At 72.0% G+C, this 12389-nt stretch carries 11 protein-coding genes and 1 tRNA gene; 6 read left to right on the forward strand and 6 right to left on the reverse strand.

Annotated features, from left to right (window positions below):
• The first annotated feature begins 1 nt into the window (after nt 1).
• The gene (locus DV20_RS06870) at nt 2–562 is read left to right on the forward strand and encodes an NUDIX domain-containing protein (RefSeq protein WP_043777413.1); all 561 of its coding nucleotides are present in this window, start codon (nt 2–4) and stop codon (nt 560–562) included.
• A gap of 57 nt (nt 563–619) precedes the next feature.
• Here DV20_RS06870 and DV20_RS06875 read toward each other — a convergent pair whose 3' ends face one another.
• The gene (locus DV20_RS06875) at nt 620–1468 is read right to left on the reverse strand and encodes an alpha/beta fold hydrolase (protein ID WP_043777415.1); all 849 of its coding nucleotides are present in this window, start codon (nt 1466–1468) and stop codon (nt 620–622) included.
• A 257-nt stretch (nt 1469–1725) separates the two neighbouring features.
• On the opposite strand from DV20_RS06875, the gene DV20_RS06880 reads away from it, so the two are divergent.
• The 5 genes from DV20_RS06880 to DV20_RS45435 all read left to right on the forward strand — a co-directional run bounded on the left by DV20_RS06880 (nt 1726) and on the right by DV20_RS45435 (nt 8634).
• Nucleotides 1726–2910 carry an acyl-CoA dehydrogenase family protein gene (locus tag DV20_RS06880; protein ID WP_043777784.1) on the forward strand — a complete coding sequence of 395 codons (1185 nt, stop codon included), beginning with the start codon at nt 1726–1728 and terminating at the stop codon, nt 2908–2910.
• Nucleotides 2911–3185: 275 nt separating this feature from the next.
• Nucleotides 3186–4787 carry an MFS transporter gene (locus DV20_RS06885; RefSeq protein ID WP_043777416.1) on the forward strand — a complete coding sequence of 534 codons (1602 nt, stop codon included), beginning with the start codon at nt 3186–3188 and terminating at the stop codon, nt 4785–4787.
• Nucleotides 4788–4883: 96 nt separating this feature from the next.
• Nucleotides 4884–6047, forward strand: a complete 1164-nt coding sequence (locus DV20_RS06890) for a DegT/DnrJ/EryC1/StrS family aminotransferase (protein ID WP_051735822.1) — start codon at nt 4884–4886, stop codon at nt 6045–6047.
• Nucleotides 6048–6450: 403 nt separating this feature from the next.
• Entirely contained in the window at nt 6451–7467 is a 1017-nt protein-coding gene (locus tag DV20_RS06895; protein ID WP_043777419.1) for an alcohol dehydrogenase catalytic domain-containing protein, read from the forward strand.
• A gap of 18 nt (nt 7468–7485) precedes the next feature.
• Complete coding sequence (locus tag DV20_RS45435) at nt 7486–8634, forward strand: nucleotide disphospho-sugar-binding domain-containing protein (protein ID WP_051735823.1); 1149 nt, start codon at nt 7486–7488, stop codon at nt 8632–8634.
• Nucleotides 8635–9153: 519 nt separating this feature from the next.
• Here DV20_RS45435 and DV20_RS06905 read toward each other — a convergent pair.
• From DV20_RS06905 to DV20_RS06925, 5 genes are all read right to left on the reverse strand, one after another.
• A complete protein-coding gene (locus DV20_RS06905) occupies nt 9154–9366 on the reverse strand; it encodes a hypothetical protein (RefSeq protein WP_152603641.1) in 213 nt (70 codons plus the stop codon).
• 263 nt (nt 9367–9629) lie between these two features.
• A complete protein-coding gene (locus DV20_RS06910; protein ID WP_043777423.1) occupies nt 9630–9893 on the reverse strand; it encodes a hypothetical protein in 264 nt (87 codons plus the stop codon).
• Between the two features lie 334 nt (nt 9894–10227).
• Nucleotides 10228–10304, reverse strand: a tRNA-Arg gene (locus tag DV20_RS06915).
• 455 nt (nt 10305–10759) lie between these two features.
• On the reverse strand, nt 10760–11134 hold the full coding sequence (locus tag DV20_RS06920; RefSeq protein WP_043777424.1) for a peptidase inhibitor family I36 protein: 375 nt from the start codon (nt 11132–11134) through the stop codon (nt 10760–10762).
• A gap of 176 nt (nt 11135–11310) precedes the next feature.
• The gene (locus DV20_RS06925) at nt 11311–12378 is read right to left on the reverse strand and encodes a LacI family DNA-binding transcriptional regulator (protein WP_043777426.1); all 1068 of its coding nucleotides are present in this window, start codon (nt 12376–12378) and stop codon (nt 11311–11313) included.
• Between the last annotated feature and the right edge of the window lie 11 nt (nt 12379–12389).

The following is a 12389-nucleotide window of genomic DNA, read 5'->3' on the forward strand; positions in this document are numbered from 1 at the left end:
CATGGCTGACGCCGCCGATCTCCCGGTGATCCGGCAGATCTCCACCCGGCAGGTGTACGAAAACGCGTGGCTGAGCGTCCGCGAGGACGGCATCGAGCGCCCCGACGGTTCGCACGGCGTCTACTCCGTGATCGACCGGCCCGACTTCGCCGTGGTGATCGCCGCCGAGCGCGGCGGGTTCCACCTCGTCGACCAGTACCGGTACCCGATTTCCGCGCGGTACTGGGAGTTCCCGCAGGGCTGCTTCCCCGGCCGCCGCGACGGAGACCCGCTCGAACTGGCGCACCGCGAGCTGGCCGAGGAGACCGGGTTGCGCGCGGGCTCGATGGTGCCGATCGGCAGGCTCGCCGCCTGGCACGGCGCCAGCGGCCAGATGTGCACGGTGTTCCTGGCGACGGACCTCGTCCAGGGCGAACCCGACCGCGAGCACGAGGAGCAGGACATGCGGCACCGGTGGTGCCCGCGCGCGGAGTTCGAGGACCTGATCCGCACCGGCGGGATCCGCGACAACACGACGGTTTCGGCGTACACCCTGCTCCGGCTGCACGAAGACGCCGCCTGACCCGGTGGGCCGGACGGCTCGTTCCCGGCGTCCGGCGCCGGGAACGAGTCAGTCACTTCATCGAGGCACCCGGCTGTCCTGCCGGATGATCTCCCGCAGCGCCACGGCGAACTCGTCGGGCTGGGTGACGTAGCCGACGTGGCCGCCGGGCAGGTGCACGATCGGGTTGCCGGTGTGCTCGGCGAGCACCGTGTTGGGCCGGTACGGGAAGCGGTCGGGGGTGGTGCCGTCGCCCGCCAGCACCAGTTTGTCCGAAAAGGACTTCAGCAGCCGCAGGTTCGGGCGGTAGGCCGGGTAGGGCCGCAGCTCGTGCTCGAACCAGAACACGTGGTTGCGGCGGATCCGGCCGAGCATCTCGGCGAGCTCGTCCGGCGGCAGTTCGGTGCGGCGCGGTGGTTTCGTCGTGGTTTCCATGCCCATTCCCGAGCGGAACGCCTTGCGCGCGGCGTCCACGCCTTCGCGCTGGTAGGTCTCGTAAAGCTCGGCGTAGAACCCGAGCCACTGTTCGGCGTCCGGCAGCACCGACGCGAGCGGTGGTTCGTGCGCGACGACCGTGTGCACCAGGTCGGGGTGCCGTTCGAGGGTGGCGAGCGCGACGATGGCCCCGGAGCTCGACCCGAACACCGCGGCCTGCCCGGTGGCCAGGTGCCGCAGCAGGGCGCCGATGTCGTGCGCGTCGTCGGCCAGCCGGTCGTCGCCGACCGGGCCGTCGAGCGGGCTGCGGGAGAAGCCCCGGCGGTCGTAGGTGATCACCGTGTACTCGTCGGAGAGGGTCTCCGCCAGCGGGACGAAGGGCGCGGCGTCGCCGTTGCCGCTGGGGATGATCAGCAGCGCCGGGCCGGCGCCGCGGACCTCGTAGTGCAGGCTCGCGCCGGGCACGGCCAGCCGGTCGGTGGTGACTCGCATGCGCATCCTCCGGTCAAGGACGGGTTTGGCGCCAGTGTCGGACGGCCGGTGCCGGCGGCGCGTCTTGCGGCTTGGCCTCTTCGGCGGCTCTGCCGGCTCTGCCGGCTCTTCCGGATTGCGCAGCCTCCGGCGGCCGCATCCCGTGAGGTGCGGCCGCCGGACCGGGGTGCGAACGTCGGGGACGCGCGCGGCGTCCTGTTGCGCCCGGAGCCGCCCGGCCGGGCCTCCGTCGTTTTTGTCACCCCGTGGAGGTCATGGTGCCGAGCACCCCCCTTCCGACCCGCGCCCAGCTCGTCGAACGCGCGGCCGGCCTGGTCCCGCTGCTGCGCAACAACGCGGCCAAGGCGGCCGAAGACCGCCGCCTGACCGAAGAGACGATCGACGCCCTCGCCGACGCCGGGATCTTCAAGCTCCGCGTCCCCGCCCGGTTCGGCGGCTACGAGGCGGACACGACCACGCTGATGGAGGTCACCTCGCAGCTCGGCCGCGGGGACGGCTCGGCGTCGTGGGTCGCCTCCGTCTACTCGATCCCGGGCTGGATGGTCTGCATGTTCCCGGAGGAGGTGCAGGAGGAGGTGTTCGCCACCCCGAACGTCCGGGTGTGCGGGACCCTCAGCCCCACCGCCTTCGCGAAGACGGTCTCCGGCGGCTACGTCGTCAACGGCAAGTGGAGCTTCATCAGCGGCGCGCCGCACGCGCACTGGCAGGAGATCATCGCCATCCTCGACCCGGGCGACGGCTCCGAGCCGTACCCCCTGATGGCCCTGGTCCCGATGGCGGACCTGCAGGTCGTCGACGACTGGTTCGCCACCGGCCTCAAGGGCTCGGGCAGCCTCACCACGATCGCGCAGGACGTGTTCATCCCGGCCGAGCGGGCGCTGCCGATGCCGACCGTCGTGCAGGGCAACACGGTCTCCGAGCGCAACGCAAGGATCCCGATCTACCGCGCGCCGCTGGTGCCGGTGTCCGGCGCGTGCACCGTCGGCACCCTCCTCGGCCTGGCGCGCGCGGCGAAGGAGAACTTCCTGGAATGGCTGCCCGGCCGCCGGATCGCGTACACCGCCTACACGAAGCAGTCGGACGCCGCCGTCACCCACCTGCAGGTCGCCGAGGCCTCGCAGAAGATCGACCAGGCCGAGTTCCACGCCCGCCGGATCACCACCACTGTGGACCGGAAGGCCGTCGAGGGTGTCCCGTGGACGCTCGAGGAGCGCGCCCGCAACCGGGCGGACGTCGGCGAGGTCTGCAAGCTGGCCAAGGAAGCCGTCGACATCCTCGCGGCCGGCGCGGGCGGCGCGTCGATCTACCAGCACGTGCCCATCCAGGGCATCCTGCACGACCTGCAGGCGGCGAGCCTGCACGCGTTGATCAACCCCACCACCGCCGCGGAATTGTACGGTCGTATTCTGTGCGGTTTGGAACCGGACACCGCATACATCTGAGCCCCGATTCCGCCGTCGCGGCCCGGCCCGCCTCAGGAATCCGTGGCCGCAGGTCAGGGGCCTGTTTCACCGGGGCATAACAGTGGGAAACGCACGGTTCGGCCGGACAGTTCCCGGCGCGGGTCGCACCGCATTCCGGAAGATGCTCGTGACGAGCGGCCTCTGGGACAGTTACTCACCGTACGAACCGACCTCGAAGTCACAACGCCTTGTGCGTCTGGCCTTTGTGATCCCTCGGTTGGCCGGCGGCTTTGATGGAGAGAGGATGATGAAAAGTGACCGGTAACGGCGCGCCGCCCTTGGCCGGGCGGCGGGAATGGTGGGGGTTGGCGGTGCTCGCCCTCCCCACGATGTTGACGATGATGGACATCAACGTCCTGTTCCTCGCGCTCCCGCACCTGAGCGCTGACCTGGGCGCGAGCAGCACCGAGCAGCTGTGGATCACCGACATCTACGGCTTCCTGATCGCCGGGTTCCTGGTGACCATGGGCACGCTCGGTGACCGGATAGGCAGGCGGAAGGTCCTGGTGACCGGGGCCACCGCCTTCGGCATCCTTTCGGCGATCGCCGCGTTCTCGACCAACCCCGAGATGCTGATCGTCATCCGCGCCCTGCTCGGCATCGCCGGCGCGACGATCATGCCCTCGACGCTCGCGTTGATCATGGGCATGTTCCAGCACCCGAAGCAGATGGGTGCCGCGATCGGTGTCTGGGCCACCTCGATGATGGCCGGTATCGCCCTCGGCCCGGTGGTCGGCGGCCTGCTGCTGGCCTCGTTCTGGTGGGGCTCGGTCTTCCTGCTCGCGGTGCCGATCATGGTGCTGGTGCTGGTGTTCGGGCCGATCTTGCTGCCCGAGTTCAAGAACCCGCAGGCGGGCAAGCTCGACCTGTTCAGCGTCGCGCTGTCGCTGCTGGCGATCCTGCCGTTCATCTGGGGCCTGAAGGAGGTCGTCCGCTCCGGCTGGGCGGTCGCGCCGGTCCTGGTGGCCGTGGCGGGCATCATCTTCGGCGTGGTGTTCGTCGTCCGGCAGCGCAAGCTGGCGAACCCGCTGCTGGACGTCCGCCTGTTCGCGATCAAGGCCGTCTCCGGCGGTCTGATCCTCGGCCTGCTGTTCGCCGCGATCCAGGGCGGCACGGGCCTGCTGGTGACCCAGCACCTGCAGGAGGTGGAGGGCTTCTCGGCCCTGAAGTCCGCGCTCCTGCTGCTGATCCCGGCCGTGATCATGGTGATCGGCATCCAGGCCACCAACCCGCTGTCGCTGAAGGTCAAGCCCGGCGTCATCCTGATCGTCGGCATGCTCATCGCCGCGGTCGGCATGGTGGTGCTGAGCCTGTACGACACGACCTCGGGCGTGGCCGTGCTGATCGTCGGCTCGAGCATCATCTTCCTCGGCGGCAGCCCGATCGGCGTCCTGGTCAACAAGGTCGTCATGGGTTCGGCCCCGCCGGAGAAGATGGGTTCGGCGGCTTCGCTGCAGTCGACCGGTGGTGAGCTGGGCGTCGCGCTCGGCATCGCCGCGCTCGGCAGCATCGCGACGGCGGCTTACCACAGCCACCTGACGGTGCCGGCCGGCGTCACCGGCCCGGCCGCCGACGCGACCCGCGAAAGCATCTCCTCCGCGGTCCAGGCGGCGGGTTCGCAGCCGCCCGCCGTCGCGCAGGAGCTGCTTTCCGCGGCGGGCAACGCGTTCACCAGCGCCCTGAACACCACCGCGGGCATCTGCGCGGTCGTGTTCGTGGCACTGGCCGCGCTGGCCTTCGCCACCCTCCGGCACATCCCGGTCCCGCCGGCGCCCCCCACGGGCCCGCCGCCGGAGGCCGCGCCGGAAGGTGCCGCCGCGGAAGGGGAGACCTCCGCGGAGGCCGCGCAGGCCTGACGGCCGGCGCGACAACGGAAAACCCTGGGTCCGGCCGGATCGCCAACCGCGATCCGGCCGGACCCGCCCGTGATCCAGCCATCTCGAGGAGTCCCGATGGAGCCGATGATCAACGTCATGCAGCCCGCGCTGGGCGAGCGCGAGCTCGCGGCCGTCCGGGAGGTGTTCGAGAGCAACTGGATCGGCCGTGGCGCCCGCACGCACGAGTTCGAGTCGGCTTTCGCACGGCACATCGGGGTCGACGCCGGGCACGTGACGTCGACGAACTCCTGCACTGAGGCGACGTTCATCGCGATGGAGCTGCTGGAGGTCGGGCCGGGCGACGAGGTGGTGCTGCCTTCCCCGAGCTTCGTGGGCGCGGGCAACGCGATCGCTTCCCGCGGCGCGGTCCCGGTGTTCTGCGACGTCGACGAGGCCACGCTGAACCCGCGCGTCGAGGATATAGAGGCCGTGCTGACCGAGCGCACCAAGGCGGTGCTGATCCTCCACTACGGCGGCTACCCGGGCGAGGTGGCGCGCATCGCCGAGCTGTGCCGCGACCGCGGCATCCCCCTGATCGAGGACGCCGCCGTCGCCATCGCGTCCACAGTGGACGGCCAGGCCTGCGGCACGTTCGGCGACATGGGCGTGTGGAGCTTCGACCACGGCAAGATCGTGGTCACCGTGGACGGCGGCATGCTGTGCGTGCGCGACCCGGAGCTGGCCGAGCGCGCCCCTAAGATCGCCTACCTCGGCATGGAGCAGCGCAGCGGGTACGACCAGGCGATGCGCGCCCAGACCCGCTGGTGGGACTTCGACGTCACGTCGTTTTCGCGCCGCTCCACGACCAACGACGTCCTCGCCGCCATCGGCACGGTCCAGCTGAGCCGCCTGGACGAGTTCATCGACCGGCGCCGCGAGGTCGCCGAGGCCTACGACGCCGGGCTGGCCGGCGTGCCCGGACTGCGCGTCCCGCCGCCCCTGCCCGAAGGACACACGTCGTCGTACTACATGTACTGGCTCCAGTTCGAGGACGGCAACCGCGACCAGGTGGCCCGCGACCTTTACGAGCGCGGGGTGTACACGACGTTCCGCTACCCGTTGCTGCACCAGGTCCCGGCGTACGGCTCCAACGCAGTCCTCCCCGGCGCCGAAGCAGCGGCGGCGAAGACGCTGCTGCTGCCGATGCACCAGTCCCTGTCCGACGCCGACGTCGACCGGGTCATCTCGGCCGTGCGCGAGTGCACCGGCCGGCGCACCCGGGACGCCCGCGCCGCCTGAGCCGCCTGAGCCGCTGAGCTGCCGGGCGTCCGGCGCGGTGCCCGCGTGGTCACCGCGCCGCCTGGGTTGCCCGGCGCCCGGCGTGGCCATTGGGCCGCCTGGGCTGTCGGGCGTTCCGTGTGGCGGCTGGGCTGCCTGCGCGCTACCCGGCCACGGCGTGGCCACCGCGCCGCCTGAACTGCCCGGACCATCCACGCGCCCGGGCCCCGGCGCCCAGGGTCTGCACCGCCCGGACCGCGCGGGCGTTCGGGCTGCCCAGCCCACCCGGCGCCAGAACCGCCCGGCGTCCGCGTCGTCTGCGCGGCTCGGCTTCCGCAGCCGGGGAGATGCCGGGGCGGGTGGTGCGCTGGCACCGTTGCCGTACGGGTCCCGAACGTTTTTCCGTCCAGTGAGGATGATGGTCATGAAGGCTGCGGTAATCCCCGGGGTCAACGAGGAGTGGGAGCTGCGGGAGGTGCCGACCCCCGAGCCCGGCCCGGCGGACGTGCTGATCCGCGTGCGGGCCTCCGGCATCTGCTCGAACGACGTCCTGGTGACCAAGGGGATGCTGCCGTTCCCGGCGTTCGACCCCGCCATCCCCGGGCACGAGCCCGTCGGCGAGGTCGTCGCGGTCGGCGACGCGGTCACCAGCCGCCAGGTCGGCGACGTCGTGGGCACCACCTGGATCCGCGGCACCTGCGGCAGCTGCGACTACTGCCGTCTCGGCCTACCGCTGTCCGCGCGTGCCGCGTTCGCCTGTGCCGCGCCGGTTTCCACCGGCTTCACCGTCCAAGGTGGACAGGCCGAGTACATCGTCGTCGCCGCCGACCAGACCGTGCTCATCCCCGACCACCTGGCTCCCGAGCTGGCGGTTCCCGTGCTGTGCGCGGGATACACCAGCTGGAGCGCGCTGCGCTCGGCCGACCCGAAGCCGGGCGAACGGGTCGCGGTGGTCGGCATCGGCGGCTTGGGCCACCTGGCCGTCCAGTACGCGCGCGCCTGCGGTTTCGACACGATCGCCGTCACCAGTTCGCCGGAGAAGCACGACCTGGCCCGCGAGCTGGGTGCGGGCACGGTCGTGTCCAACGGCGAAGAGCTGCGCGCGGCCGGCGGGGCCGACGTCGTGCTCGTCACCGGGACGTCGTACCGCGCGGCCGCGGACGCGATGACCGGCCTCAACGTCAACGGCCGCCTGGTGCTGGCCGGCATCGACGTCACGGAGCCGTTCACGCTGCCGCCGATGCTGCCGTTCTTCGGGCTGGGCCAGCGGATCATCGGCGCCACCCACAACGGCACGGAGTACCTGCGCGAGGCGCTGGACCTGGTGGCCGCGGGCAAGGTCAAGCCGCTGGTGGAGACGTTCGCGGCCGAAGACGTCGCCGAAGCCGTCCGGAAGGTCGGCAAGGGCGAGGTGCGGTTCCGCGCCGTCGTGACGTACTGACCGGACACGGGGGACGTCGTGCGGATCCTGTTCACCACCGTGGCCCTGCCGGGTCACTTCTTCCCGCTGGTCCCGCTGGCGTGGGCCTGCCGCGCGGCGGGGCACGAGGTCCTGGTGCTCAGCGCGGCGGACTTCGTTCCGACGGTGCTCGGTTCGGGACTGCCGGCGGCGTCGTCGGGGCCGGGGGAGCGGTTCGCCGACCTGGTCGCCGACGACCGGCCGAGCGCCGGTCTGGCGGAGCAGCGCGCGGCGCACGGCCGGGTGTTCGGCCGGATGGCCGCCCGCAGCCTGCCGGGCACGTCGGTGGTCATGCGGACGTGGCAGCCCGACGTGGTGGTGAGCGAGCGAGCCGAGTTCGCCGGTCCGCTCGCGGCGTGGCACCTGGGCATCCCGCAGGTGGAGCTGCACTGGGGGGTGGCGGCCCTGCCCGAGTACCGCACGGCGGCGGCGAAGGAGCTGTCGGTCCAGCTGGCGGCCCGCGGCCTGGACGTCCTGCCCCGCCCGGCGGCGGTGCTCAACCCGTGGCCGCCGTCCCTGCGTCTTCCGCACGCGGCCGGTCACACCGGCATCCGCCCGCTGGCCTACAACGGCGAGGCCCGGGTGCCGGACTGGGTGCTGCGCCGCCGTCGCCGGCCGCGGGTGTGCCTGACGCTGGGCACGGTGGTGCCGCGCACGGGCCGCAACCAGGTCGCCGGGAGCGTGCCCGAGATCGTCGCCGCCCTGGCGGACCTGGGGGTGGAGATCGTGATCGCGGTGGACGACCGCATCGCGGCGGGCTGGCCCCCGCTGCCCCCGGAGGTCCGGCACGTGGGCCGCATGCCGCTGTCCCCGGTGTTCGCGGCCTGCGACACGGCCATCCACCACGGCGGCCAGGGCACCGCACTGACGGCGATCGAGGCGGCACTGCCGCAGCTGGTCCTCCCGGTGTTCGACGACCAGTTCGACAACGGAGCAGCGATCGCGGCGGCCGGCGCCGGTATCCGCCTCCTTCCGAGCGAGATCGCCCCGGCGGCGATCGCCGCCCACTGCGAGGAGCTCCTGTCCGGCCCCGGTTACCGCCGGGCGGCCCAGGTTCTGGCGGCGGAGCTGGCGGAAGAACCGACGCCGATCGAGGTGGCGGAGACCCTGGCGGGCCTGGTCACGGGGGGTATCGCGAACGCCGCCTGACCCGGACGGCCGCGGCAGGACCTGCCCGGTTCCGGCCGCCCGCCGACGGGCACGGCCAGTCGATCGCTGGATGAGCCCCTTCGTGCGTGGCTGAGGGCCGTTGGAGCTCTCGCGGTGCCGTGTATGGCTCATCCCTGGCGTCGGAGGCCATGAATGAGTCATTCACGGCACCCCGGAAGCTTCAACGGCCAAGCCGGGGTAGCCACGGCCTTGCTGACCCCCGAGCGGGAATGCGTCTCACCTGGTCCCGGGCTTCGAGGCGCCGGGATCGGCGGGACCAACCTCGGCCCGGCACGCGAGAAGCGACTTCGCCAGTTCCGGCTGCCCGCAGGGGGCCGCACCTTCGCGCGGCGATGCCGGATCGATGCTCGCCCGGGCGGACCCCGGTACGTGGGGACGAGGCGACCGCACGGCTCGTGGCTCGGTTGCGCGCCTACCTCCACCGTAACCCGGTTCGCCCGGCCCGGCGTGCGTGGCGCCCCGACCGCTCGGGGACCATGACCCCCGCCGGGGCGGGGCTCAGAACCAGGCGGTCAGGCGCTCGAAGGCGTCGCGTTCCTGGCGGCTGAGCGGCGGGTGAAGGCGCAGGTCCGGGTGCCAGACGGGCGCGAGGTACGCCGGCGCCGCGAACGGGCCGGGGCCGGTGAGCCCGTTGAGCAGGTAGCCGGTGTGGCTGTAGCCCGCCGTTCGCTCCACCGCGTTCAGCAGCTTCCTCACCATCGGATCTGGCACCGGAACGTCCTCCGCATTCGTCAGACCGGGGCGGACGGTGCCGCCTCGTTCTTCCATCATGCTGTTTCCGGCGGGGAAATACCACCTTCGTGTGGTCCGAACGGGCGTTCGCTCCCCGTCGCCAACGCTCTGAGCTGCGCTTTCGCCGTGAGCGGCCTCCCGGGTGAGCGCGACCCGCCCAAGAGAGCAATCTGGAAGATGCTCGGCGATGCGGAGCCGGGGTAAGGCGGCCCGAGCCGGGGCTCACCGTCTACAAGCGACAGTCAGGCGGCCTCCGAAGTGGACGGAGGTGCGCTGGGGACCGGAGCCGGGGCCGGTGCGGGCGGGGTGCGGTCGAACGGGACGCCGTCCGGCCGTCGCACGGGTGGCGGGTCCGCGGTCCCCCGCCTCGAGAGGTGGTGCAGCTTCCTCAGGTGGCGTTGCACCAGCCCGGCGCGGCGCGCCTCGGTGAACGCGCCGCGAGCGGCGCCGTTCGCGCGGCGGCGGTGGTGGCGGTGCTGCTGTGGGGTGGATTCCTGGTCCGGCATGGCGTTCGTCCTCGGATGGTTGGAGGGGTGCAGGGCGGGTGCGACGGCGTGATCGCTCGGTGTGATCGCCTGGTCGCGGTGAAGAACGGGGGCGGAGTGGCGCCCGGGATCACCGTCCGGATAACAAGATTGTCTCGAGGGTGCGGGTCGCGGGGACTGTTGGGCCAGTTGGCCGCATGCGCCGATGGTCGCCCGGCCGGGTGCGGGGCAAGGAAGAGCGCGGGCCGCTACCGTCCACTGTGGGACATGACGCCCACGGCGACACGAGCGGGTGTGAGCCGGATCTCTTGGCCGAAGCACGCCGTGCGCATCCTGCGCACGGCGTCTTCCCTGGTGGCGCCCCCGGCAGGACTCGAACCTGCGACCTAGAGATTAGAAGGCTCTTGCTCTATCCAGCTGAGCTACGAGGGCCCGCGCCGACGGCTGAGTGCCGGTCGTGCCGGTCGCCCGGCATCGGCAGCTTAGTCGTCGCCATCCTCTCGATCGTTCGACACCGGCGAATCGTTTCAGGTCTCGCCGGAAGTAAATCCGGAAACCTCGGTGACGACGGGGACACCGGGGGTAACGCCCCGGCGAAGCCGTGATCCGATGACCCGAGCGGACGCAGTGGTGTGGACCTTTCACGGCCGCGACCCGGGCAGCAGCAGGGCGATTCCAGGCTCGGGAAAAGCGGGTTGCCTCCTTCCGACGGTGTCCCGGATGGGTTCGTGGGTCCCACGGTGGAGTGGGGGCCCGTGGGCGCGCCACGCCGCAGAGGCGCGCCCACGGGGTGGGGCCGCTTCGGGAGGAGCGGCCCCGGTCGGGCCCGGCCGCCGCCGCGAGCCGGCTCGCCCCCTGGAGCGGGGCGGCTGGGGCCCGGGTCAAGGTCACTCCCAGATCTGGATTCCGCGGACGAGGAAGGGCGCGTCCGGCACGAACGTGCCGCCACCCGGATAGGTGACGAAATCACCTTCGGTCGAGCATTCCTCGTCCTGGTACACCGTGACGTCGCGGGTCATCAGATTCGCGAACGACGACCCGTCGAATCCTTCCGGTAGTGGCAGGCATTCCTCGGTATTGGCCGAGCGCAGGTCGAAACGCTGGATTTCTCCGCTGTAGCCGTCGGACGGCCACAGGCAGAACTCGCCCTTGTGGCAGCCCGGATCCGTGCCTGCCTGGGCGGCTCCGACGCTGGTCAGCAGGCCGAGCACGGTCAGGACCACGATGTGCGGCAGGCGGGAACGAAGACGACGTGAAGACATGATGGATTCCCCTCTGGAATCGCGGCTCTCGAGGGCCGCGGTGAACTGGTGATTCCAGATTGGCGGTCGGGGGCGGGTTTGTCAGCCCGCTATTTCGATTCTGTGGACAACTGCCCCGCGAAGGAATGGTTGTCCACAGGCGTGCTCGCGAGTCTTGCCGGAAGACGCGGACGGTGCTAGGCGGGGCCCGTGCTGCCGCGGACCACCAGCGAAACCGGCACCTCGACCGGCGCCGGCACCTTCACCGGCGCCGCACCGTCGTCCAGCAGGCCCAGCGCCAGCTCCCCGGCGATCCGGCCCTTGGCCGCGAGATCCTGCCGGACCGTGGTCAGCGGCGGCGACGACCACGACGCCGGCGGGCTGTCGTCGAAGCCGGCCACCGACAGCTCGCCCGGCACGCTGATCCCCAGCTCACGGGCCGCCGCGAGCACCGCCAGCGCGAGCTGGTCGGACATGCACAGCACCGCCGTCGGCCGCGGCGACGCCCCGAGCAGCGCGAACGCTCCGGCCATCGCGCTTTCCGCGCTCAGCCCGGCGGCCTCCTCGACGACGACCTCGCACGACCCCAGCTCGTCCAGGTAGCCGCCCAGCCGTTCGCGGACGTCGTGGAAGGGCGCCGCCGCGGCCTCCGCCACGCTCAGCCCGCCCCCGCCGGGCCTGAGGTGGCTGCACGCGGCGAAGATCCCGAACCGCCGGTGCCCCAGGTCCAGCAGGTGCCGCGCGGCCAGCGCCGCCCCCCTCCGGTCCGCGCAGCCGACCCGGGCCGTGCCGGGCAGCAGCGGCTGGTCGATCACCACGAGCGGCAACCCGCGCGTGCGCACCGCGTCCAGCGAAGGGGCGCCGTCGGGGAGCGAATACACGATCGCGATGTCGGCCTGCGCGGTGAGCACGCGGTCCGCGGGCGGCCCGCCGTGTTCCCCGCCGGGCAGGAGCAGCAGCGCGTGCCCCCGCGGATCGATGACCCTGGTCAGCGCGTCCAGCGTCAGGTAGAGCGCCGGATCGGAGAACGCCATCGACAGCGACGTGTCCAGCAGGACCGCGACCGCGCCGGTGCGGCTGGTCGCGAGGCTGCGCGCGGTCGGGTCCGGACCGGGGTAACCCAGCTCGGCCGCCACCCGCAGTACCTCGTCGCGCAGCCGGGCGGACAGCTGGTCGGGACGGTTGTAGGCGTTCGAGACGGTGGCGCGCGAGACGCCGACGGCGCCGGCGACGTCGTCGAGCGTGGGACGGCGGCGCCGGGTCATCCGCGCAGTCT

The organism is Amycolatopsis rifamycinica (assembly GCF_000695625.1).
GTDB classification, from domain to species: domain Bacteria; phylum Actinomycetota; class Actinomycetes; order Mycobacteriales; family Pseudonocardiaceae; genus Amycolatopsis; species Amycolatopsis rifamycinica.